Source organism: Streptomyces sp. NPDC047841 (assembly GCF_040704085.1).
Classification (GTDB): domain Bacteria; phylum Actinomycetota; class Actinomycetes; order Streptomycetales; family Streptomycetaceae; genus Streptomyces; species Streptomyces argyrophylli.
Window position 1 is genome coordinate 37208 of the sequence record NZ_JBEYRP010000020.1, and the last position, 23207, is coordinate 60414.

At 73.2% G+C, this 23207-nt stretch carries 18 protein-coding genes and 1 pseudogene; 6 read left to right on the forward strand and 13 right to left on the reverse strand.

Annotated features, from left to right (window positions below):
• Positions 1–2: 2 nt before the first annotated feature.
• From pqqA to AB0947_RS30340, 3 genes are all read right to left on the reverse strand, one after another.
• On the reverse strand, positions 3–140 hold the full coding sequence (gene pqqA / locus AB0947_RS30330) for a pyrroloquinoline quinone precursor peptide PqqA (RefSeq protein WP_014669248.1): 138 nt from the start codon (positions 138–140) through the stop codon (positions 3–5).
• Positions 141–222: 82 nt separating this feature from the next.
• Positions 223–1299 (reverse strand): PQQ-dependent sugar dehydrogenase, encoded by a 1077-nt coding sequence (locus AB0947_RS30335; RefSeq protein ID WP_366753546.1) that lies wholly within the window; start codon positions 1297–1299, stop codon positions 223–225.
• A 391-nt stretch (positions 1300–1690) separates the two neighbouring features.
• Positions 1691–3217 carry a glycosyl hydrolase family 28-related protein gene (locus AB0947_RS30340; RefSeq protein ID WP_366753547.1) on the reverse strand — a complete coding sequence of 509 codons (1527 nt, stop codon included), beginning with the start codon at positions 3215–3217 and terminating at the stop codon, positions 1691–1693.
• Between the two features lie 53 nt (positions 3218–3270).
• On the opposite strand from AB0947_RS30340, the gene AB0947_RS30345 reads away from it, so the two are divergent.
• The gene (locus AB0947_RS30345; protein ID WP_366753548.1) at positions 3271–3972 is read left to right on the forward strand and encodes a CDP-alcohol phosphatidyltransferase family protein; all 702 of its coding nucleotides are present in this window, start codon (positions 3271–3273) and stop codon (positions 3970–3972) included.
• A 24-nt stretch (positions 3973–3996) separates the two neighbouring features.
• Here AB0947_RS30345 and AB0947_RS30350 read toward each other — a convergent pair.
• From AB0947_RS30350 to AB0947_RS30370, 5 genes and pseudogenes are all read right to left on the reverse strand, one after another.
• Positions 3997–4410 (reverse strand): annotated as a pseudogene (locus AB0947_RS30350) (adenylyltransferase/cytidyltransferase family protein); the annotation flags it as partial.
• Positions 4407–5948 (reverse strand): fibronectin type III domain-containing protein, encoded by a 1542-nt coding sequence (locus tag AB0947_RS30355; RefSeq protein WP_366753549.1) that lies wholly within the window; start codon positions 5946–5948, stop codon positions 4407–4409. The pseudogene AB0947_RS30350 and the gene AB0947_RS30355, both read right to left, overlap by 4 nt.
• Before the next feature lie 87 nt (positions 5949–6035).
• On the reverse strand, positions 6036–7562 hold the full coding sequence (locus AB0947_RS30360; RefSeq protein WP_366753550.1) for an oligosaccharide flippase family protein: 1527 nt from the start codon (positions 7560–7562) through the stop codon (positions 6036–6038).
• Positions 7559–9142 carry a hypothetical protein gene (locus AB0947_RS30365; protein ID WP_366753551.1) on the reverse strand — a complete coding sequence of 528 codons (1584 nt, stop codon included), beginning with the start codon at positions 9140–9142 and terminating at the stop codon, positions 7559–7561. Before AB0947_RS30365 ends, AB0947_RS30360 begins: the two co-directional genes overlap by 4 nt.
• The gene (locus AB0947_RS30370; RefSeq protein ID WP_366753552.1) at positions 9139–10608 is read right to left on the reverse strand and encodes a hypothetical protein; all 1470 of its coding nucleotides are present in this window, start codon (positions 10606–10608) and stop codon (positions 9139–9141) included. Before AB0947_RS30370 ends, AB0947_RS30365 begins: the two co-directional genes overlap by 4 nt.
• A 262-nt stretch (positions 10609–10870) precedes the next feature.
• Between AB0947_RS30370 and AB0947_RS30375 the strand changes: the two genes are divergently transcribed.
• Entirely contained in the window at positions 10871–11851 is a 981-nt protein-coding gene (locus tag AB0947_RS30375; RefSeq protein ID WP_366753553.1) for an NAD-dependent epimerase/dehydratase family protein, read from the forward strand.
• 29 nt (positions 11852–11880) lie between these two features.
• Positions 11881–13077 carry a glycosyltransferase family 4 protein gene (locus AB0947_RS30380; RefSeq protein WP_366753554.1) on the forward strand — a complete coding sequence of 399 codons (1197 nt, stop codon included), beginning with the start codon at positions 11881–11883 and terminating at the stop codon, positions 13075–13077.
• Between the two features lie 175 nt (positions 13078–13252).
• Here the strand turns inward: AB0947_RS30380 and AB0947_RS30385 are convergent, their stop codons facing one another.
• The 3 genes from AB0947_RS30385 to AB0947_RS30395 form a co-directional block, all read right to left on the reverse strand.
• The gene (locus AB0947_RS30385) at positions 13253–14464 is read right to left on the reverse strand and encodes a glycosyltransferase family 4 protein (RefSeq protein WP_366753555.1); all 1212 of its coding nucleotides are present in this window, start codon (positions 14462–14464) and stop codon (positions 13253–13255) included.
• Positions 14461–15021: a DapH/DapD/GlmU-related protein gene (locus AB0947_RS30390; RefSeq protein WP_366753556.1), complete on the reverse strand. Its 561-nt coding sequence runs from the start codon at positions 15019–15021 to the stop codon at positions 14461–14463. The genes AB0947_RS30385 and AB0947_RS30390 overlap by 4 nt, the downstream gene beginning before the upstream one ends.
• 115 nt (positions 15022–15136) lie before the next feature.
• Positions 15137–16498: a sugar transferase gene (locus tag AB0947_RS30395; protein WP_366753638.1), complete on the reverse strand. Its 1362-nt coding sequence runs from the start codon at positions 16496–16498 to the stop codon at positions 15137–15139.
• Positions 16499–17715: 1217 nt separating this feature from the next.
• Here AB0947_RS30395 and AB0947_RS30400 point away from each other — a divergent pair.
• Positions 17716–18939, forward strand: a complete 1224-nt coding sequence (locus tag AB0947_RS30400; RefSeq protein ID WP_366753557.1) for a glycoside hydrolase family 3 N-terminal domain-containing protein — start codon at positions 17716–17718, stop codon at positions 18937–18939.
• 100 nt (positions 18940–19039) lie between these two features.
• On the opposite strand, the gene AB0947_RS30405 is transcribed toward AB0947_RS30400, so the two are convergent.
• Both AB0947_RS30405 and AB0947_RS30410 read right to left on the reverse strand, forming a co-directional pair.
• On the reverse strand, positions 19040–19756 hold the full coding sequence (locus tag AB0947_RS30405) for an SDR family oxidoreductase (RefSeq protein WP_366753558.1): 717 nt from the start codon (positions 19754–19756) through the stop codon (positions 19040–19042).
• 256 nt (positions 19757–20012) lie between these two features.
• Positions 20013–20837 carry a MerR family transcriptional regulator gene (locus AB0947_RS30410; protein WP_366753559.1) on the reverse strand — a complete coding sequence of 275 codons (825 nt, stop codon included), beginning with the start codon at positions 20835–20837 and terminating at the stop codon, positions 20013–20015.
• Positions 20838–21114: 277 nt separating this feature from the next.
• Here AB0947_RS30410 and AB0947_RS30415 point away from each other — a divergent pair, with 277 nt between their 5' ends.
• Both AB0947_RS30415 and AB0947_RS30420 read left to right on the forward strand, forming a co-directional pair.
• Positions 21115–21627 carry a DUF6069 family protein gene (locus AB0947_RS30415; protein ID WP_366753560.1) on the forward strand — a complete coding sequence of 171 codons (513 nt, stop codon included), beginning with the start codon at positions 21115–21117 and terminating at the stop codon, positions 21625–21627.
• 136 nt (positions 21628–21763) lie between these two features.
• Entirely contained in the window at positions 21764–23188 is a 1425-nt protein-coding gene (locus AB0947_RS30420; protein ID WP_366753561.1) for a CHASE3 domain-containing protein, read from the forward strand.
• Positions 23189–23207 lie beyond the last annotated feature (19 nt).

A 23207-nucleotide genomic window follows, 5' to 3' on the forward strand; every position in this document is an offset into this window, starting at 1 on the left:
GGTTAGCGGACGCTGAGGGAGTAGGCGGTGACCTCCAGCGCGGTGTCGACGACCACGTATCCGGGGGTCTGCCAGGCGGTCCGGTCGATCTCCTCGGTCGTGCGGGCGGGCTGCTCGACCTGCTCGACGGCTTCGGTCATGGTGCTTACCTTCCTTTCTGCGAGGGGGTGTTGCCCTCCCCGGGCGGGAGGGAGCCTTCAGTGGGCCGTCAGTGGGCCGTCACTACTTGATGGTCACCTTGAGGATCAGGTCCTTGTCGGTGCCGCGGTCGCTGGTGCCCATCCACAGCTGGTCCGCGCCGGGGACCTTGACCAGGGCCCGCAACCGGCCGTAGGCGTTCTTGTAGTAGGCCGTCGCCCGTCCGACGTCCTGGCCGGTGGAGTCGATCGGCACCCGCCACAGCCGGTGGCCGCTCAGCGTGGAGGCGTAGATCACGTTGTTGACGATCGCGATCTGGGCGGGCACACCTCCCTCTTCGGGCTTCCAGACCATCTTCGGGTTCGTCATCCCCCCGGCGCGGCAGGCACCCTCGCAGGTGGGCCAGCCGTAGTTCCGGCCCGGCTTGACGAGGTTGAGCTCGTCCCAGGCGTCCGCGCCGATCTCGGTCGACCACAGCCGGCCGGCGCGGTCCCAGGCCAGCCCCTGGGGGTTGCGGTGACCGTAGCTGTAGACGCGCGTCCCGAACGGGTTGCCGGGGGCCGCGGCACCGTTCCTGGTGATCCGCAGGATCTTGCCGTTGAGCGACTTCTTGTCCTGCGCCAGCCGGCTCTTCTGGGCGTCACCGGTGGCGACGTACAGGTATCCGTCGGGCCCGAAGGCGATCTGCCCGCCGTTGTGCTGGGTGTCCCGGACGATGCCGGTCAGGATGGGGGTGTAGTGGCTCAGCCTGGTGCCGTCGAACCTCATCTTGACCACACGGTTGTCCGTGGCCGTGGTCTCCATGAAGAAGACGTCCTTGTCGGTGGTCCCGTTCCAGGTCGGGGACGTGGCGACACCCAGCAGACCGCCCTTGTCCTGCGTCTGCTTGTGCCACACCGCGTTCGGGACCGAGCCGACCTTCTTCTTGGCGCCGTCCAGGGCGACCTTCCAGACCTCGGCGGTGTCGCGTTCCGTCACCAGCGCCGCGTCGCGGCCCCGGAGGAACGAGATCCCCCAGGGCGTGGTCAGTTCGCCCGTGAGCTTGCTGATCCCCGACGGTGCGCCACCCGCGCGCGGGCCGGCGGGGCCTTCCCCGGCCGTCGCGGGCGCCCCGGACACGCCGAGTGCGGTGACGGCGGCGACAGCGGTGAGCGCGGCCATGCCCGGACGGACCCGATGCAGCGCCGCATGCGCCAAGCGTGACATCCTGATGCCTTTCATGTCGTGGCGCGACCGCGTGGTCCCGGACGGAACGAGGCGGTCGACTGCGATACGAGGGGGGTGCTCATCGCTGCGCCGCACCGCGGCGGACCCGGTGGGCAGGGCGTGGGCCGGAGCGTGGCAACGACTTCCTTCCGGAGTTTCAGGCGCCCCCTGGAGCGAATGGCCACCGGGACCGGCCCGTCGTGCTGACGGGCGTTTCCCGGCGTCGGGAGTGCGGATACCAGTGAGCTTGCGCGCTGGCACGTCCGCCGCCGGTGACCGGCGCCGTGAAGTCCCTCCCTCGGGTGACCCACCGCTGCCCGGATGGGCGCGGACGGAGTACACCGGGTCAGAGGGGGTCCTGCTGCGGGGAGGAGCAGCCCGCCTGAGCGGTGTCGTACGGCGTCGGGGTGCCGGGGGTGCCGGGAGCCGTCGCGGGAGCGGGTTCGGGGGCCGTCGCCGGCTGCGGCGAGGGGGCCGTGGCGGGACCCGGCTCGGGCGCCGACGCGGGGCTCGGGCTGGAACTCGGGCTGGAGCTCGGGCTCGGGCCCGGCGCCAGGCACGGGGGCGGGGCGGCCGGGCCGGGCGGGGTGGACGGGGTGGACACGGGCGAGCCGGCCGTCCCGCCCGCGTCGACGCAGTCCACGAACCGCACGAAGGGCACCTGCCCCGTGCCGCCGGCGACCGCGAAGTCGTGTGCCGTGTGGCTGCGGAGCAGGCACATGTCGTAGCGGGCGAGGACCGGGAGGGTGTCCGGCGCGGCGGCCGGCCGGTACTCGTGGCGGCCCACCAGCTGGCAGGAGTCGTAGCGGATCAGCGGCCCGCGCGGGCCCACGGTGTAGCGGTGCGGGCGGACTTCGGCGGAGAAGTCCTTGAAGGCGAGACCGGTGTCGTCGCAGTCGTCGAAGTGGACCGTGCCGCCGTTCCACGCGCAGTCGATGACGACCACGTCGGGGTTGCGCACCTCGAAACGGATGTCCTGGGCGTGGAACCGCTGCACGGAGTCGTGGTGCCGGGCCACCGGGAAGCGGAAGAACGTGCTGGTGGTGCCGTACTCCGGGGTGCTCTGCGGGCGCCTGTCCGTGATGATGTACGAGCCGCCCCGGCAGGCGATGGAGCCGCCGTAGGGGAACTCCAGGAAGTTGCCCCACTCGTACTCGACCTTCATGTCGGTGAACCAGTAGTTGAGGAACTGGTCCTGGTCGTTCGGCTCCTGCTGCCCGTTCCGCGTCAGCCCCGAGTACAAGAAGGCCCGGCGGTAGCGGCCGCCGACCCGGCACGCCTCCCACCGCATCTCCGAGTTGGTGTCCGTGCCGCTCAGGACGAGCCCGTACTCCCATTCCCCCATCCACTCGCACTCGGAGAACCGGTAGTCCTGCGCCTGTCCGGTCGAGTACGAGTCGAAGAAGGAGGCGCCCGGGGTGGCCGACCGGAACCGCATGCGCTCGAAGGAGAGGTTGGACCACACGTCCTGGTTGCGGCAGAGGCAGGAGCCGGGGCCGGTGCCGGGGCGGAAGACGAGACTCGTCATGCGCCTGCCCGCGCCGGAGAACCGCAGGCCGCTCGCGGGCCGCGGCGGGGCGACACCGTTGAGCAGCGCGTGCGGACGGGTGATCAGGAACTCGCCGGCGGGGATCTCGATCACCACGCGCCCGACGCCCTCGGTGACCCGTGCGGCGGCGAACGTGTAGGCGATCTCGAACGCCTCGGTGTCGTCGGTCCGCCCGTCGCCCACCGCGCCCAGGTCGACCACGTTGACCACGGTGTCGTCGGCGGAGGGGCGCGGGGCGGCGGAGGCGGCGCGGGTCGACAGGGCCGTCGCGGCCAGCACCGAGGCGCCGCCACGCAGAAGCCGCCGACGGCTGACACGGGACATCGATCCATCCCCTTCTGTCATAATCCCCTTCTTTCCAGGCAATAAGGAGCTGAATGACCGGGTTCATCGAGGTGCTCAGGCACATGTCGGCGGCACAGAAGCCCGCCAGGGGGGTGTCGGTCTACACCCTGTTCGTCAACCGTCCGGCCGGCCGCGTCCTGGCGGCCCTGGCCTACCGGGTCGGCGCGACCCCCAATCAGCTGACGGTGCTCGGCGCCCTGTTCACCTTTCCGGCCCTGGCCGCCGTGGCCCTGGTGCGCCCCGGTCCGGGGCTGTCGGTCTGCGTCTGCGCGGCCCTGGCCGTCGGGTTCGCCCTCGACGCGGCGGACGGGCAGCTCGCCCGCACACAGCGTTCCGGGAGCCCGTCCGGCGAGTGGCTGGACCATGTGCTGGACTGCGTCAAGCTGGTCACGGTGCACCTGGTCGTCCTGGTGTCGTTCTACCGGTTCTTCTCGCTGCCCGACCCCGCCTTCCTGCTGGCCCCGATGCTGTTCGAGCTGGCGGCCGTGGTGATCTTCTTCGCCGGCATCCTGACCGAGCAGCTCAAGCGGCGGACGGCGGCCCCGGCGCCGGCGGAGCCCGCGCCGGCGCTGCGGTCCCTGCTGCTCCTGCCCGTCGACTACGGCGTGACCTGCCTCAGCTTCCTATTCCTGGGCAGCCAGCACGTCTTCCTTTCCGTCTACTGCACCCTGCTGCTGGCCCACCTCCTGTTCATGGCCGCCTTCCTGGTCAAGTGGTTCCGCGAGCTGCGCTGAGGGGATCTCCGGCGGCTCGCTCCGGGAGAGCAGTTCCAGCGCGCCGCGCAGGAGGGTGCTGGAGGTGTGCAGGGTGTAGGGGAAGTAGGCGACTTGGACGCCGACCTTCGCGAAACGCCGCTCCAGCTCGTTCCACTTGGGCGTTCCGCGCCAGTCGTCGCCCTTGAAGATGACGTGGAAGCCGACCCGCTTCCACGTCTCCAATTTGTCCTCCTCCGACTCGACGACGGCCACGTCGACGCAGCGCAGGCTGCCGACGATCTCCAGGCGCTCGGGGAGCGGGACGACCGGCGGTCTGCCCTTGAGGCGGACCACGAGGTCGTCCGAGGTGACCCCGGCGACCAGGCGGTCACAGTGCCGGCGCGCCTCGCGCAGGATGTTGAGGTGCCCGATGTGGAACAGGTCGTAGACGCCGGGCGCGAATCCGATGCGGGTCACTTGGCCGTGTCACCCCCCGCCCCCACGGGCACGGACACCTGCAACGGCGGCGACTTGCGCGAGGTGTTCGTGCCGTCCGTCACCTCGATCCGGTACTCGTGGCGGGTGCCGGCGCCCACGGAGTCGGTGTAGCTCATCAGCGGGCGGTTCCAGTAGGCGGACGACTGCTGCTGCCGGGAGACCAGCCGGCCGTCCCGGTAGAGCCGGTAGGTGAGCGACGCGTCGTCCCGGTCCCACGAGGCCTTCCAGCGCAGGGTGACCTGTCCGGGGCGCCGGGCGGCGAGCGAGAGCGCGGGCACGTCCGGCGCCCCGGTGTCGGGGCCGGCCCCGAAACGGGTGAGGGCCTGCTGGGGCTCGCCGTTGACCTTGGTGAACTCGCCGCCCACCCAGAGGACGCCCCGGGCGACCGTCAGCGCCCGGGGTCCGATCTGTTCCCCCGTCCCCTCGTCGGTGTCGGGGAACCAGTGCAGGATCCTGCTGTCGGCGGGCGACTGGGCCAGCAGGTGCTGCCGGTCGTGCCGCTCGGGGAACCCGCCCGGAGTCTCATGGCAGTCGTGCGCGTGCGAGGCGCTGTACAGGACACCCCGGTAGGGCAGGACGGCCTGGGTGGCGCCGTGGCAGGTGTCCTTCCACACCATCCGGTCGTTGTCGAGCCGGCCCGCGATACGGCCGTCGAAGACGCCCTCGCCGTGGCCCTCGGCACCCACGTAGAACCGGCTGCCGTCCTGGGAGATCGACTTCACCGACGACCGGGGCGGCAGCCAGTCCGGGAAGGTGCGCTCGGTCGCCCCGCTGCTGGCGTTCAGGGCGACCAGCGAGTGGGCCCGCCGGCCGTTGACCCACTCGAAGTCACCGCCCGCGTAGATCTTCTCGTGCGAGGGCGCCACCGACAGCGCGCGCACCGGAGCGTCCACGTCGGCCCGGAACGGGCGCAGGCCGCCCTCGGGGGTGAGGGCGGCGACGCGCTTGCGGGTCCGGCCGTCGACCTGCCCGAAGTCACCGCCGAGGTAGACCGTCCGGTCGGTGACGTCGATCGCCCGGACGGTCGCGGACACCGCCGGGCGGAAGTCTCCGCGCAGGGAGCAGTCGGCCGTGTCCAGGGCGACGGCGCTGGCCACGCCGGTGGACCCGACATGGCTGAAGGAGCCGCCCACGTACAGCACCCGGCCGTCCGGCGAGGTCCTGAGCGCGCGGACGGTTCCCTCGCCCCCGGTGAACGACGGCGCGCACGGCAGCAGGGCGCCGGTCACCGCGTCGAACGCGGCGAAGTTGCGGCGCGGGACCTCCCGTTCGCCCGGCGCGGCGCCGGGCGGCCGCACCGCGTCGAAGGTTCCCCCGACGTAGACGACACCGTGCGCGGAGGCCAGCGACCAGACGATGCCGTTCGTCTGCCACGTGGTCAGCGGATCGGCGGTGAAGGACGACCTGGGTTCGCCGGCGGCCGTGGCGGGAGCGGGCTGGAGCAGGGCGGCGGAGCACAGGAGCGTGGCGGCGACAGCACGGGTGGCCGCCCTCGACGGCAGGTTTCTCAGGCGCAAAGGACACCCCGGATGGCAGTGGTGTGGGCGACACGCGGGGAATGACGCGGGGCCCGCCGCACCCGGACCGCACACCCTTGCCCGGGCTCATGCGGCGCGGCGGCGCAGGACTCCGACCAGCTCACTCACTCCCAGCGGCCTGCGATACCACCACAAAGTAGTACCAAAGGCACACAATCCCAACGTCATCCCGGCGGCGAGTCCTGACGTGGTGTCACCTCCCAGTGCGCGCGCCGCGCCCAGCACCACCGAGACGGCCAGTCCGGTCCCGAGGGCGGTGGTGTAGCCCCGGTCCACGGTCGTGAAGCCGAGGCGCAGCCGGATGAGCAGCGCGGCCGAGAGGTTCTCCACCACGATCGCCGCGCCCCAGGACACGGCGGCCCCGACGACGCCCCACCGCGGCACGGCGAGCAGGCCGACCGTCAACTGCACCGTGAACGCCAGCGCGGTGACGGCCAGGTGCCAGGAGCTGCGGCCGGACATCAGCAGCACGGTCTGGGCGTTGCCGACCGCCACGTTGACCATCGAGGCCAGGCACAGCACGACCAGGGCGGGCGCCCCGCGGACGAACTCCGGGCCGAAGACCGACAGCACGGTCCGCGGGAAGGCGGCGACGAGGACGAACAGCGGCCAGGAGAAGAGCACGATCCAGCAGGTCGAGACCCGGTGCAGATGGCGCGCCTCGGCGACCTGGTCGACGGCGAGCAGCCTGCTGATCTGGGGCGCCACGGCGAGCCGCACGGCCAGTTGCAGCAGGGTGCCCGCGGTGACGACGCGGCCGATGGCGGTGTAGACGCCCGCCTCGGTGCCGGTGGCCAGCGCGGACAGCAGGATGACCCCGACCCAGACCGCGCTGATGTCGAAGACGGACGAGATCGCGCGGGGTGCCGCGAAGCTCCAGAAGGCGCGCCAGGGAACGGCCCCGCGCACGGCCGGCCGCGTGGTGCCGCGCAGGGCGCGGCAGCGGCGCAGAGCGGGCCAGGCGGTCAGGGTGCCGGCCAGCGCGGGCAGCAGCCAGGCCGCGGCCAGCGGCAGCAGGCCCGGCACACAGGCGGCCACCGGTACGGCGATCAGCACGCGCAGCACCGGTTTGCCGACCTGCTCCACTCCGACGAACGGCACCACGGTGCCATGGCCCTGGGTGGCGCCGAGCAGGACCAGTCCGACGGTGGCGACGGGCAGGAACAGCCCGAAGAGCCGGACGAGGGCGACCGCGTCGGCCGGCGGCAGGTGCGGCAGCAGCGTGGTGGCCACCGCCGGGCACAGCAGGAGGACCAGGGCGGCCGCCGTACTGGCCACGGCCGCGGGTACGACGGCCGCGCGCAGCAGGCCGCCCACCGAGCGGCCGCCGCCCACCGCGATGTCCCGCGAGACCAGCCGGACGAGCCCGCTGTCGGCGCCGAGCTTGCAGGTGTTGCTGAGGATGGTGAACAGGGCCACGCCCGTGAAGACCGCGCCCGCGCCCTGCGCCCCGAGGGCGCGGGTGAGCAGGCCGACGAAGACGAAGGCGAAGACGGCGTTCGTCGCGGAACCCGCCACACCCCACCACCCGCCCCGCGCGGCGGCGGCGACGCTGCCGGCGGCGGGGGCGGCGGGCGCGTCCGGGGCGGTCATCCGCGGGAGACCGAGAGCGTGTCGTCCTGCGCCGGCAGCTCCACGACCGGGGTGGCGGTCTCCGCCTCCGGGCGCGCGGGGCCGCGGCGCAGCACGGCATGCAGGCGTCCGCGCCGGCGGGCGGCGTCGAGCACGGTGCCGAGGAGGGTCCCGCCGGAGCACTCGACCAGCTCGTGCGCCCGCCTGAGGTCGTCGCGCCGGGTGGTGCCCAGACCGGCGACCAGCAGGACGCCGTCGACGCGCTGCGCGAGGGCCAGGGCGTCGGCGTGCTCCAGGAGCGGCCGGGCGACGACGACCGTGGTGCGGGAGCCGGACCCGGCCGGCAGCCGGTGGACGGCGGCGGGCCCGCCCGTGCGGTCGGGCGAGGCGGTGCCGCCGGCGCAGCAGGCGAACCGCCCGGCGCTCCCGGCGTCGACGAGGCTGCTGCCGTCGGGCAGCGAGGAGGCGTCCCCGGACGTGCGGGCGTCGTCCGGCAGCAGCGGCAGCCGGGCCGTGAGGGCGGCCGTGCCGGGGTCGGCGTCCACGAGCAGCACCTCGTCGCCGCACTCCGCGAGGGCCGCGGCCAGGTTCACGGCGACCTCCTCGGTGGCGGCGCCGCGCCGGGGGGATACGACGAGGAGCCGGCCGGTGCCGCCGCGCAGGCCGGTGCCGCGCAGCCGGTAGGCGAGGGCGCGCAGGGTCTCGGCCCGGTCACCGCCCCGGCGGCCGACCGCGAGCAGGTCGTCGTCCTCGCCGTGCCCGGGGGGCAGCAGACCGAGCACCGGGGTGCGCAGCGCGGCCCGGACCTCGTCGGCCGACCGGACCCGGGTGTCCAGGGCGGAGCGCAGCCAGGCCAGCAGGATGCCGAGGGCCGCTCCGCCCGCCAGCCCGAGCGCGAGCAGGGCCGGCCAGCCGGGCACCGAGGGCCGGGCGGGCGGCTCACCGCGGCGGACGACGTCGCCTCCGTCGGTGTCGCGGGAGTTGATGTCGACGACGCGCTTGCGCAGGGTGTCCAGCTGGCTCTGCAGGGCCTTGGCGGTGTCGTCGTCCGCCGTCTCCTGCTTCTGCGCGGCCTCCACCGTCTTGATCTGCTGCTCCACGCCCTGGGTGGCCCGCTGGGCGGCGGCCTGGTTACGGGCCTTGCGGTCGGCCAGATAGGCCTCGGCGAAGGCGTTGGCGCCGCGCGCCGCGCGCCCCGGGGTGCGGGCGGTGAACTCGAAGCGCAGCACCTGGGACTTGGCCTGGTTGGTGATCCGCAGGGCGTCCTCCAGCGCGTTCGCCTTGCCGTCGGCCTGGCCCAGGAGGCGTGCCGCGCGGACGGCGACCGCGGTGCTGGCGGCGATCTGCTGCTCGGTGCCCATGCTGACCTGGTTGTCGGCGGCCACGCTGACCGTGCCGAAGGGGTCGGCGGTGGAGCGTACGAGGACTTCGCTGGTGGAGGTGTAGGTGTGGGCGCGGGAGAGGGCCAGGGCGGCACCGCCGAGCAGCCCCAGGACGATCCCGAGGGCGATGACGGCACGGTGGCGCAGGAGCCGGCGCAGCTGGTCGCGTAGCTGGTCCGGCTCGTCGTACCGGTCGTAGAGGTGGATGGGGCCGGTCACGGGTGCCCTCCTGTTCCGGGGAGCTGTGCGGGTCGGGTGGGTGCGGTCGGCGGCGCCGACGGGACGAGCCGGGCCGCGCGGGCGGCGGGGGTGGTGACGAGCAGCGGAACGGTCACCAGCAGCGTCAGCGGGCCGACGATCCCCAGCAGGCTGCCGCGCAGGAAGACGATCTGGTAGAAGCCGAACGCCGGGACCAGGAACGCGGCGAGGGTGCCGGCCCGGTCGTGGAGCCGGTGGCGTACGTCGTCCATGCGCCGTCCGGCGGCGCCGAGCAGGAAGAACACGGCGGCCACGGCGGGCGGGCCGGCCCACAGGTAGCTCTCGATCCACAGGGGGGCGGAGAGGTTGAGGAAGTCGTAGCCGGCGTACTGGGCCAGGGTGATGCCGGTGTCCCCCGGCTTGTCCGGCCACACCGAGCGCGGGACCGGGAACAGCACGGGCCCCAGCGCGTCCTGTGGTGAGAACCCCCGGTCCCGCGCCATGTCGATGCCGGTCTGCACCTGCTGGAAGGCGTCGTAGTCGCCGTTGGTGGTGAACTGCGCGGACAGGGAGACGACGGCGAACCGCTCCCGGTCGCTGTAGCGGAAGTAGTCGCTGTACGGGAAGAGCAGCAGCACGGTCGCCATGAGCGTGGCGGCGATGACGCGGAAGGCGCGGGGCCGGCTCAGCCGGGGCACGGCGAACAGCAGGGTCAGCAGGACCGTGCCGAACCAGAACCGCGGTTTGCTGACGGGGTTGTTGACGACGACGTTGAGGGCGAGGAGCAGCGGCAGCAGCAGCCGGCGGACACCGCGCAGCAGACGGTCGCCGCCGGGCGCGCGCGGTACGTGCAGCAGCCCCAGCAGCGCCCAGAACGCGGGCACGGACAGGGACCAGCTGCGCACGGCCGCGAGGAACGCGTCGTTCGAACCGTCGGCGACGCCCGCCTCGCGCAGCGCCTGACGGCTCGTGAAGTAGGCGCCGACGCCGCCCGGCTGGCCGGGGACGAGCAGCGCCGCCAGAACGAGGGCGAGCCCGCACAGCGACAGCAGGCGCCAGGGTGCGAGGCGGCGGGACAGCAGCCGTTCCACCGGCCCCGGTGGGCAGGCGGCGGGTCCGGCCGTACGGGTGCGCTCCCGGCGGGCGGCGACGGCGGCTCCCGCACTGTGGGCGAGGAGCCCGAGTTCGACGACGGCCACGGCCGTGAGGGCGGTTCCCTGGCCGGTCCGGTAGGGCCAGGGGTACGTGTCGGTGGCGAGCTGTGCCAGGGGCGCGAGGCCGAGCCAGACGTAGGCGAAGACCCAGAAACCCAGGGCGGTGAGCCGCACCGTCGTCGCGGTCAGCACACGGACGAGGGCCACGCCGGTGTGTGCCAGCACCACAGCCTGGGCGGCGAGCGGGACCGACGGGTGCGCGCCGTCCGACTGGAGGACCAGCCCCGGCAGCAGGACCAGCAGCGCCACGGCCCACAGGGAGACCGCGGCCACGCTGCGGACGGGGGCCTCACGCCACCGAAGGTCTTCACCAGCCGGGTATTTCCCCTGAAAGCTCATCAACAGGGTTATAACGCCCGTACCTCATGAAGCCGTACAGGCGCGCGCGAATCCGGGAGCCGCGCGCGGCCGTCCGCACGGCGCCGTCATCGGGTGACGCGGGGGACAGGTCGGCGTGCCATTTACAGCAAATCATGACAAATGTGCATTCCTTTATCGCACCAGGTCATCCGATTCTCGGACAAAGGAGTTGCCCATGGGCAAGCAGGTCGACGTCGTCGTTGCCGGTGGCGGGGGATTCATCGGAGGCCATCTCGTGGGCTCCCTCCTGGCCCAGGGACTGACCGTCCGCTCCATCGACATCAAGCCCCGGCACGAGTGGTACCAGGTCCACGACGCCGCGGAGAACGTGATCGCCGACCTGTCGCTCCTGGAGAACGCGCGCGCGGGCGTCCGGGACGCGCGGCACGTGTACATGCTGGCCGCCGACATGGGCGGCATGGGCTTCATCGAGAACAACAAGGCCGCCTGCATGATGTCGGTGCTGACCAGCACCCACATGCTCCAGGCCGCCCACGAGGCCGGGGTGGAGCGCTACTTCTACTCCTCCTCCGCCTGCGTCTACGCCGCCGCCAGGCAGACCGACCCGGACGTCACCGCGCTCCGTGAGGAGGACGCCTACCCGGCGCAACCCGAGGACGGCTACGGCTGGGAGAAGCTCTTCTCCGAGCGCATGTGCCGCCACTACACGGAGGACTACGGGTTCACCACCCGCGTCGCCCGCTACCACAACGTCTACGGCCCCCACGGCACCTGGGCCGGCGGCCGGGAGAAGGCCCCCGCCGCGGTGTGCCGCAAGGTGGCCGAGGCGGTGCTCTCCGGCGACCACCGGATCGAGATCTGGGGCGACGGCCTGCAGACCCGCTCCTTCATGTACATCGACGACTGCCTCCACGGCACCCAGATGATCATGGAGGGGGACAGCGGCGAACCGGTCAACCTCGGCTCCTCGGAGCTGGTGACCATCAACCAGCTCGTCGACGTCGTCGAGCGGATCGCCGGCATCCGCTGCGAGCGCAGCCACCGGCTGGACGCGCCCCAGGGCGTGCGCGGGCGCAACTCCGACAACACCCTGATCCGCGAAATCTACGGCTGGGAGCCGTCGGTCTCCCTGGCCGACGGGCTGGAACAGACCTACGCATGGGTCTACGACCAGGTCAAGCGCTCCCACCAGTGACGCCGGACGCGTCGCGGGGAGGCGGCACGATGAGGATCCTCGTCCACGACTACAGCGGCCACCCGTTCCAGGCCCAGCTGAGCCGGGAGCTGGCGCGCCGCGGGCACCAGGTCGTCCACTCGACGTGCACGGCCTACGTCTCCGGCAAGGGCGACCTCGCCGGGTCCACGGCGGGCCTGCGCTTCGCCACCATCGGGGACGGCGTCAGGCTGCGCAAGGAGGCCTACGTCCGCCGGCTCGGCCAGGAGACCCGGCTGGGGCTCGAACTGGCCCGGCAGGTCCACCGCGAGAAACCCGACGTGGCCCTGCTGTCCAACCTGCCGATCCCGGTCCTGGTGGTGACCGCGGCCGTCCTGAAGCGGCTGCGCATCCCCTGGGTGCTGTGGCACCAGGACGTGACCGCGGTGGCGCTGAAGAGCTTCGCCGCCGCCGACGTCGCCAGGTCGATGGGCCTGGCGGCGAAGGTGTTCGGGGCGGGCGAGAAGTGGTCGGCGCGGCAGGCCGCGGCCGTCGTGGTGATCGCCGACTCGTTCGTACGGGTCCACGAGGAGTGGGGCACCGCGGACAAGGTCACCGTCATCCCCAACTGGGCGCCGCTCGACGAGATCGTCCCGGTGGCACGGGCCAACGGCTGGTCGGCACAGCACGGTCTGGACGGCGTGCGGACGGTGCTGTACTCCGGCACGCTCGGACTGAAGCACGACCCGGAGCTGCTGGTACGGCTCGCCGAGCGACTGCGCGAACAGGGCAGCCCGGTGCGTCTCGTCGTCGTCAACGACGGCCCTGCCGTACCCGTCCTCCGGGACGCCGCCGCGGCGCGGGGCGTCGACCTCACCCTGCTGCCGTTCCAGCCGTACGAGCGGCTGCCCGAGGTGCTGGGCACGGGTGACGTCCTCGTCGTCCTGCTCGACCCGGGGGCGGGGCAGTTCTCGGTCCCGTCCAAGACGCTGTCCTACCTGTGCGCCGGACGGCCGGTGCTCGGCCTGATGCCCGCCGACAACCTCGCCGCGCGGTTGCTCCGGCAGGCCGGGTCGGCGGTCTTCCCCCCGCGGGAGTCCGCACTGGACGCCGCGGCCACCTGGGTCCGGGAGGTGTTGTCCGACCCGCCCCGCGCCGAGCGGCTGGGCAAGGAGAGCCGCGCCCTGGCCGAGCGGGAGTTCGCCCTGGAGGACTGCGCCTCCCGCTTCGAGGCCATCCTGCGCGCGAGCGGCACCCGCCGCCCCTGACCGAAGCCTCCCGCCGCCGCGTCCGTGAACCGGCGGCGGGAGGCCCGCGCGCGAGCGCGCCGTCAGGGCGACCCGGACCGGGAACTCCGGGTCCGAGCGACCCCGGTGGGCGTGCGGCGCGGGAGCGGACGTGGGCGGTCGCCTGCCGGGCGGCGGTGAGGCCGGTGGGCCGGGGTCAGTTGAGCGGGGTGGGCGTGGCCGGCCGCTGTGGGGGGTGGCCGGCGGCCGGGCGCGCCGCGCTGTGCGTGCCGCCCCGGCCGGCCGGCTCGTTACGGCGGCCGCCCAGGTAGATCTCCTCCAGCCGGTCCACCACGGCGCCGATGGAGTAGACGTCCTCGACCACGCGGCGGCCGGCTTCCGCCATCCGGGCGCACAGCTCCGGGTCACCGAGCAGCCGGCGGACCGCCGCCGCCATGGCCCCGGGGCTGCCGTCGGTGACGAGGGCGGCGCCACGGCGGGCCAGCTCGTCGGCGATGCCGCAGGTGTCCGTGCAGACCACGGGCGTACCGGCGGCCAGCGCCTCGATGACCGTCATGCCGAACGGCTCGTTCACGCTCGCCAGCACATGGACGGCCGCCGTACGGTACGCCTCGCGCGCCTCGGAGGGGTCGAGCGCGCCGCCGTAGCGGACCACGCCGGCGGGCCCCTCCTCGATGAGCCGGCGCACCGCGGGCAGCGATCCGTCGTCCGGGCCGTACAGCGTGAAGCGGGCCTCGGGCACCTCCTCGTGGACCAGCGCGGCCATCTCCACGAAGGCCTCGGGACGCTTACGGGGATGCAGCCGGGCCAGGAACAGCACGTGCGGCTCGCGCGGCCGGCGCGGCGCCGGTTCGGGCGGGCCCGGCTCGATGCCGTTGGGCAGGATGCGCAGCGGCGGACCGTCCGGCCCCAGCACCCGCGCCACCAGCCCGCGTTCCTGTTCGGTCAGCACGCAGCAGGCGCGCGCCCGGCGCAGCAACGGCAGGTACAGCAGGTCGAACAGCCGGACGGGCAGCGCCGTGCGCGGCTCTACCATGCCGTGCGTCTGCGCCACACACGGCACGCGGCGCAGGGCGGCGACGGCGAGGGCGGACAGGGAGACCAGGTCGCGCCCCGCGTGCACGTGCACGACCTCGGCGCCGCCCATGGCCCGCCACAGATCGCGGACGAGGAGGGGGTGCAGCAGACCGATGAAACCCCGTCCCGGCAGCAGCGCCCGGGCCGGGCGGGAGCGCAGCCGGACCGTGCCGACGCGCTCCGGCGCGCGGCCGGCGCCCCGCCACAGCGACATCAGCGCGACGTCGTGCCCGCGCGCGGCCAGCTCCCGCGCCTGGGCGACGGCGACGCTCGGCGGACCGCCGAAGGCACCGTCGTCGCTGAGGAGCGTGACCACGTGGAGCAGTCTCATGCCGTACGTCCCTTCGTCGTCAGGACCTCGCCGGGCGCCACGTCCCGCTGGGCGACGGCGCCGGCGCCCACCACCGCGCCCCGGCCGACCGTGACACCGCGCAGGACGACGGCACGGGCCGCGACCCAGCTGCCCGGCTCCAGCCGGACGGGGCCGTTGTCGAACTCGAACGTGGCGGAACGGGCGCGATGGCTGCCCGTGCACAGCAACGCGCCCTGGGAGACGCAGCAGTCGCTGCCGATCGTGACGGGTTCGAGGTTGAGGATCCACGCCTCCTCGCCGATCCACACGTCGTCGCCGACCTCCAGCTTCCACGGCCAGTGCACCCGCACCCCGTGCCGGATCAGCACCCGCTGTCCGACCCGGGCGCCGAAGGCGCGCAGCAGCACCGGGCGCCAGCGGTCGGGGCACCACCATTTGACGAAGACCAGGTGCAGGACGGCGAACCAGGCGGCCTGGACGAGCAGGGGGCGTCCCTTGTCGTAACCGGCGCCGGTGAAGCCGCGCAGGGATCGCTCGACGAGCGGCCGGTGCGGAGCGGCTGCGGTCTGCGCCATGACGGTGTTCCTTCCGGTTCCTCCCGGTTCCTTCCCGGTACCTTGCCGGTCCGCCGCCGGTTCCGCCGAAGCGATCGGCGCGTGTTGGCGGCAGGGCTGCCCGGATGGACGAACTTCAGTAGGCGCCCTGGCCGTTCAGCACCGCGCGTACGGTGCGGGCCATCACGTTCATGTCCATGGAGGGGGACCAGTTGTCGACGTAGCGCAGATCGAGCGAGACCGTCTCGTGCCAGGACAGGTCCGACCGTCCGCTCACCTGCCACAGGCCGGTCAGCCCCGGCTTGACGTGCAGCCGGCGCATCTCCACCGGGTCGTACTTGACGACCTCCTCCGGCACCGGGGGGCGCGGGCCGACCAGGGACATGTGGCCGAGGAGGACGTTGAACAGCTGGGGCAGCTCGTCCAGCGAGTAGCGGCGCAGGACGCGTCCCACGGGGGTGACCCGGGGGTCGCGGCGCATCTTGAACATGTGGCCGTCGTTCTCGTTCGCCGCCTCCAGCTCGTCCTTGAGGCGGTCCGCGTCGACCACCATCGTGCGGAACTTCCACATGGGGAACGGCGTGTTGTACTGCCCGACCCGGATCTGGCGGTAGAGGGCGGGGCCGGGGGAGCCGAGCCGCACGGCCAGCGCCAGCAGGAGCAGCAGCGGCGAGAACAGCACGATCAGCAGCAGCGCGCCCACGCGGTCGACGGCCGCCTTCAGCAGGGCCGGCACGCCACGGCGCAGCGGCGGCGAGATGTGCAGCAGGGTGAGTCCGGACGCCGAGGTGAGCCGGACCCGCCGGCGGGCGACCTCGACGATGCCGGGCAGCACGACGATCGGGCAGTCCCGGTCGTGCATCGACCAGGACAGCCGGCGCAGCCGCTCGCCCGACAGGTGCGGGCCCGTCACGACGAAGACCAGGTCGGCGGAGAGTTCGTCGGCCGCCCCGAGCACCGTGGCGGCGTCCTCACCGGGGATCCCGGGCGCCTCGCGGGGCAGCCGCGCGTACACGGGGACACCGGAGAGCACCTCGTCCTCGCCGACCGGGCAGCAGCCGACGATCGCGTACTCGTGGTCGGTGCGCTGGGCCAGTTGACCGACGACCGCGTCGATCGTCGGGCCCTCCCCGACCACCAGGACGTGGCGCAGCGCGCGGCCGTTGCGGCGGGCGGCCAGGAGGTGACGGTGGATCACCTTGTGGCAGGCCGCGGTGAGGACCAGGGCCGGGATCAGCGCGGTGAAGGCTTCGGCCGGCACGCTCTCCAGCCCGCACAGCACACGCAGCGTCGCCAGCGCGCCGACCAGCAGCAGCCAGTCCCGCAGGACGGCTCCCAGGCCGCCGCCGTCACCCCAGGCGGAGGGTGTGTACCGCTTGCCGAGCACTCTGATCAGCGGCCACAGCAGGGCGGCGACGGCCGCGAGCCGCAGGGGGTGGGGCTCGTGCACCTCCACGATCGCCGCCGTCACCGGCAGTGCGGCGCCGACCAGATCCACACAGACGGACAGGGGGCCGTACCAGTGTGCGTGGGTGCCTTCCGGATGGGCCGGCCGACGCGGCACGGAAACAGGGGTCTGTCGAGTTGCCGCGATTCTGAAGGGCCGCATGCGTCTCCTTAGGAGCTCCAATCCCAGACAACCGGCGCGGCCGCGGTGCCCCCCGGACCGGTCACGCCTTCACGTGATCTTTATATCAAGCAATAGTCATCCATGTCCGATTTGCTTACTTCCTTCGGTCTAGACCAGTCCGCACCGCAGTGCCCCGGACAGTGAGCGGCGGATGAGGCCGGGCCGGCTCAGCGCCCTTGGACCGGCTGGTAGGCGTGTCCCCCTTGAGGGGTCCCTGACCGGTTCCACGCCGCCTCCTGACTGCGCCAGGCGTCCCTCCGGGGAGGGTTCGCGCCTGCTTGCGGCTGCTTGCGCCTGCTTACGGCTGGTTCAGGGGGTTCCTTACCGGGATGGCTCTGCGTCGCGCACCGTGACGGATCGGCGTCCCTCTCCCGGGGACGGACTCGCGCTCCGTTCCGGGACGGACTCGCGATCCCCTTGGCGGGCGGACTCGCGCCTTCTCCGGACAGATTGGCGTCCCCCTTGCGGGGCGGATTGGCATCCCCTTCCAGGGCGAATCCGCGTACCGTCCGGGACGAACTCGCGCCCCTCTCCTGGGAGGAACTCGCGTCCCTCCCGGAACGGATCCGCGCCCCCTCCCAAGAGGAACCCGTGCTCCCCTTGCAGGACGGATCCGCGTCCCCGGCCTGGGCGGATCCGCGCCCCCCAGGATCGATCCGCACCCCCGCCGGGCCGGATCCGCGCCCCTTCCGGGGAGGAACCCGCGCTCCCCTTCCAGGACGGACCGCGCCCCCGGCCGGGACAGAATCAGCGCCCCCTCCCAGAACGGATCAGCGCCCCCTTCCGGGAGGAACCCGCGCCCCTCCCAGGGCGGATTCGCGCCCCGGCCGGGACAGATTTGCGCCCCCCTCCCGAGAGGCACCCGCGCCCCCTCCCAGGAGGCACTCGCGCCCCCTCCCCAAGACGGAAGCGCGGCCTCCGAGGGCCTGTTCATGGGGTTGTGGCAGGCAAGGCGCGCATCTCACGGCCGTGCGGCGTAGCGTGTGGGAGCGGGGGCGCGCGGCGGAGCGGTCTGCCCCCGCCGTACAGGAACAGCGGGCCACCGATTCCCTGCCCGCCCATCGTCCGAGACAGGAGCGCCATCCATGACAGCACGTGTCCGCCGGCGCGGAAGGGGCCGTTCGGCGGCTCTGCGCACCGGCATCCCGCTCGTCACCATGCTGCTGACCGCGGTCGCCGTCGGCGAACCCGCCGCCCAGGCGCATACCGTCCAGCCGGTCCGCGCCGTCGCCGGCCCGGGTCCAGGGGCCGTCGCCACCACCTGCGCCGACCGCGTCTACACGGGTATGACCCAGGCACAGCGCATAGGCCAGCTCTTCATGGGCGGGGTGAACGCCGCGCACCCCAGCGCGACCGACCTGCGTACGCTGCGTGACTACCACGTCGGCTCGGTCATGCTGACCGGGCGCAGCAGCGCCGGCACCACGGCGACGCGCAAGGTGGTCGACGGCTTCCGGGGCCAGGCGGACACGGTGTCCGGCCGGCGCGTGGGCCTGATGGTCTCCACGGACCAGGAAGGCGGCCAGGTCCAGGTGCTGAGCGGCCCCGGGTTCTCCACCATGCCGGCCGCGCTCACCCAGGGCACCTGGTCGACGTCGACGCTGCGCAGCCGGGCCGCGGGCTGGGCGACGCAGTTGAAGTCCGCCGGGCTGAACCTCAACCTCGCCCCCGTCGCGGACACGGTGCCGGCCAGCCTCGGCACGCGCAACGCGCCCATCGGCCGTTACAACCGCGAGTTCGGCCACACCCCCGAGGTCGTCGCCTCGCACAGCGGTGCCTTCGCCGAGGGGTTCAAGCAGGCCCATGTCATGACGACGCTCAAGCACTTCCCCGGTCTCGGCCGGGTGACCGGCAACACCGACACCACCGCGAACGTCGTGGACTCGGTGACGACGACGTCCAGCTCCTACCTCGGCCCCTTCCGCTCCGGCATCAAGTCCGGGGCGCCGTTGGTGATGATGTCCTCGGCCACCTACACGAAGATCGACGCACACCACATCGCGGCCTTCTCGCCGACGGTCATCCGCAAGCTGCTGCGCACCCAGCTCGGCTTCAAGGGCGTCGTCATCTCGGACGACCTCGGACAGGCCGTCGCCGTGAAGTCGTTCACCCCGGGCCAGCGGGCCGTCAACTTCCTCGCGGCGGGCGGCAACATGATCCTCACCGTGAAGGCGTCCACCGTACCGGCGATGGCGCAGGCGGTCAGCGCCCGCATGAAGACCGACGCCGCGTTCCGCGCCGATGTCGCGGACAGCGTGCACCGCATCCTCGCCGCCAAGTCCGCCGCCGGCCTCCTCAGCTGCGGCTGAACCATCCCACCGGGTGCCGTCGCACACGGACGGGAACCGGCTCGGTCCCGCAGTGCCCTGTGGGCCGGGCCGGTCGTCCGGGGCGCCGCCCCCCCGCGCCTCACCGGCCGGGAAGCGTCCCCCCGCCGTCCACGCCGAGCACCTGCCCGGTGATGAAGCCGGCGTCCTCGCCCAGCAGGAAGGCGATGGCCGCGGCGACCTCCTCCGGGCGGCCGAAGCGGCCCATGGGCACCGAACGCAGCACCCTGGCCTCCTGTGCGCCGCCCACCGGGTGCTGCTCGCGGAAGAGTCCGGTCTCCACCGGTCCCGGGGCGACCGCGTTGACCGTCACCCCGTGCTCCGCAAGCTCCAGCGCCCACGTGCCGGTCAGCCCCACCAGCGCGCTCTTGGCCGCCGCGTAACTGCTCCGGGTGCGCGAACCGTGCTGCGCCCGGCTCGTCACGTTGACGATCCGGCCCCAGCCGCGCTCCCGCATCCCGCCGACGCACGCCTGGGTGACCTGCACGGCGGCGCGTACGTTCAGGTCGTACACCTCGTGCAACGCGTCGAGGGTGATCCCGCCGAGCGGTTCCGGCAGGACGATGCCGACGTTGTTGACGACCGCGTCCACGCGCTCCTCGCGGGTGAGCGCCTCCAGCAGTTCGCGCGTCGCCCCGGCGTCGGCGAGGTCGCAGGCGTGCAGCACCCCCGGGAAGCCACCGTCCGGGACACCGCGGGCGATGCCCAGCACCCGGTGTCCCCGGCCGGCGAGCCGGTGCGCGGTGGCGAGGCCGATCCCCTTCGACGCTCCTGTGATCAGCACGGTACGTCCGGACAACGGCGTCTCCTTCTCCTGGGCGTCCCTGGACTGGACCCTGTCGCCGATCCTTCCACCCGCCGTGACCCACCGCGTCCGGGCGCGGGGACCTCCGCAGGCGATTACGCCGTAATAGCCGACGGCGTCCGACCGGCCCGCCTCGCCGGCCCCTCCGTCATGGAGCGCCCCTCCGTCAAGGAGCGTGGCCGCCACCGGACTTGGCGCGCGGTGGCGGTGCCGGCGGGAACCGTGCGGGAGCCGCGCCTCCCGCCGGTGATCAGGCCCGGCTCACCGGCGCCTGGAGTTCCGTCACCCAGTCGTCGCGGTTCTCGGGGCACTCCAGGTTGACCTCGCGGGGGTACCCGGTCGACCGGTAGCCGCCCGCGTCGATCCAGTGGGTCAGGGCCTGCGCGGTGGGCAGCACGGTGTCCGGGGAGCCGCGGTGCACGATGGTCGCCGCCTGGTCCAGGGCCGGCAGGTCCAGGACCCGGAAGGCACCGTCGTCCTGGAGGGGGGCGGAGACCTGGACGGCGGCGTGGACGGTGATCCTGCCGCCGCCCTCCGGGGCGTCTTCGTAGTAGGCGACACCGGCGCCCGTGGGCGCGATGCCGGCCGAGTCGAGGCGCCGGAACAGCTCGGCGTAGAGCGGTTCGATGACCGGGCCGATGTCCTCGGGAGAGAAACTGTCGGCGGTCGCGGTCAGTTCGGCCACCCGGACGCCGGGGACGGTCTTGACGACGACGTCGTTCGTGGGCATGTGCCCCTCGCTCTCGATCGCTCGGAGCCTCGCCTCGACCTGGACCAGCCGTGCTCCCGCCGCGGCCACGGCGGTCTCCAGTTCGGCCCGCCGCAGCCGCAGCATGCCGCGCAGTTCCTCGGCGTCGGCCTTCTCGTCCACGATGTCCCGGACCTGTCTCAGGGAGAACCCGAGGTCCTTGAGCGCGATGATCCGGTTGAGGCGGGCGAGTTGGGCGGCGGTGTAGTGGCGGTAGCCGCTGACGGGGTCGACATGGGCCGGGCGCAGCAGACCGGTCGCGTCGTAGTGACGCAGCATCCGGACCGAGACGCGGCCGTGCCGGGCGAAGTCTCCGATGGTGAACATGATGTCTCCGAGTTGATCGCCTGACACGGTGTGAGGGTCTAGAACCTATCTACCTGCCGGCCGGGGACGGCGAGGCCGCGGTGCGGGACTCCCTGCCGGAGAGAGGCATCTGTCGTCGCGTCAGGCGTGCCTCGCGCGGGAGGCGTTGCCCGTGCGGTGCGACCCGGCGCAGGCCGCGCCGATCCGCGGCGGGGGAGGCATGCTGGAGTCAGCGCGAGTGACGGCGGGCCGACCGCGGCGTCACGTCGTGACGACCACGCGTGAAAGGTGGTTCCCCATGGCCGGTTCCGCTCCCTACGGTGACGCCCCCTCCTACCGCCCGCGCGGCGGCCCCGGGTACCAGGCGCCGCCCGGCTCGCGGTCCGTCGCGGCGGGCCGGCTGTGGGCCACCGGCGCCGCCACGGCGGTGGTCGCGGCGCTGGTCGCGGTCGTGGCCACGATGTTCGTCCGCGGTGTCCTCGACGTTCCGCTGTTCGCGCCGCACGAGGCGGGCGTGTGGGGCGATGTGACGACGGGATACCTGGCGGCCTGGGCGGCGGCCGGCGCCGTCGTGGGCACCGGGCTGCTGCACCTGCTGCTGCTGACCGTCGCCCGGCCGCGCGCCTTCTTCGTCTGGATCGCCGGCCTGGTGACCGTGGCGCTGGCCCTGCTGCCGTTCACCAAGGACCTCGCGCTGGACGCCCGCCTCGCCACCGCGGCCGTGTTCCTGGCCATCGGCGCAACGATCACCGGGTTGCTGTCGGCGACCGCGTACAGCGTGGCGCCGCAGCGGGGCGAGGACACCTGGTGACGTACGGCCCCGGGAACGGCCCGGCCCGCTGACGCCGAGGCACGTGTCGATCCCGCGGCGCTGACACCGGCGTCACGTGTGCCGCCGCCACCGTCTCATCGAACGCCCCCGGTCATGTGCGGCTACATTGCGGAGCATGACGGTACGACGGTGGTACGGCGGCCGGGGGCTGGGGCTGACGCGCCTCACGGTCGCGGCGAGCGCTCTGCTGGCCCTGCTGATAGGTGTCGCGTTCGTGGTCCTGCTGTGGGCGATCGACGACGCGAACGACTCCACGTCGGCGCGCCGCGCCTCCCGCACGGCTCTCGTCGAGGCCGGAACCATGGAGCAGTTGCTCGTGGACCTGGAGACCGGGCAGCGCGGCTTCGTGATCACGAAACGCGAGGACTTCCTCCAGCCCTGGCAGGCGGCGCGCACGGCGCTGCCCGCCGGGATCCGGCGGTTCACCCGCTCCGCCACCACCCCCGCGCAGCGGCGCACCGCCGAGCAGATCACGCGGGGCGTCCGGTCCTTCCTGGACGACTACTCGATCCCGCTGGTGGAGTCGGTCCGGCGGGGCGACCCCGCCGCGTCCGGCCTGGCGGCGACGGCCGAGGGGAAGCGCCGCGTCGACGCCCTGCGGGCCCGGTTCGACGCGTACACGGCGGGCGAGCGCGCCCAGCTCGCCGCGCGCGAGGACGCCGCCGGCGCCAACGCGCACCGGGCGGTGATCGCGGCCGGCGTGGGCATCGCGGCGTCGACCGCGCTGGTGGCCGCCTTCACGGTGCTCCAGCACCGCGCCGTCGTACGGCCCGTGCGCGGGGCGGCGGCAGCGGCCGGGCGGTTGGCGGGCGGCGACCTCGGCGTCCGCATCCCGCCCAGCAAGGTGGCGGAGATCGACGCGCTCGGGGCGTCCTTCAACACCATGGCGGCCTCGTTGCAGGACAGCCGCCGACGGACCGTGGAGAGCGTCGAGGCGGTGCACCGGCGTACGGCCCGCGACCTGCACGACGGGGCACAGCAGCGCCTCGTGAGCCTGATGATCGGGCTCCGGCTGGCGCGGGAGATGATCTCCGACACGGACACGCCGGTGACCGAGCTGATGGACCAGTCGATCGACAACGCGCAGACGGCGATCGACGAACTGCGGGAACTGGCCAGGGGCATCTACCCGCTGGTGCTGACGGTGAAGGGCCTGGCGGCGGCCGTGGAGGACCTGGCGGCCCGGTGCCCGGTTCCCGCCGTCGTACGGGCCGACTACCCCCGGCGGCTCTCCACCACCGTGGAGTCGAACGCGTACTTCGTGGTGGCCGAGGCGGTGACGAACGCGGTCAAACACGCCCAGGCGTCCCGGATCGACATCTCCCTCGCCCTCACGGACGTCCTGCGGATCCACGTGGTGGACGACGGCGTCGGCGGTGTCGGCGGCGCCACCGCCGGCAGCGGCCTGACCGGCCTGGCGGACCGCGTGTCCGCCTTCGACGGCACCCTCACCATCGACTCGCCCCCCGGCGCCGGCACTTCCCTCCTGGTACAGATCCCGATCCCGCACGGAACAGAGACTTCTTCACAGCTCAACTAACGTGTGCGGGGCGGCGCGT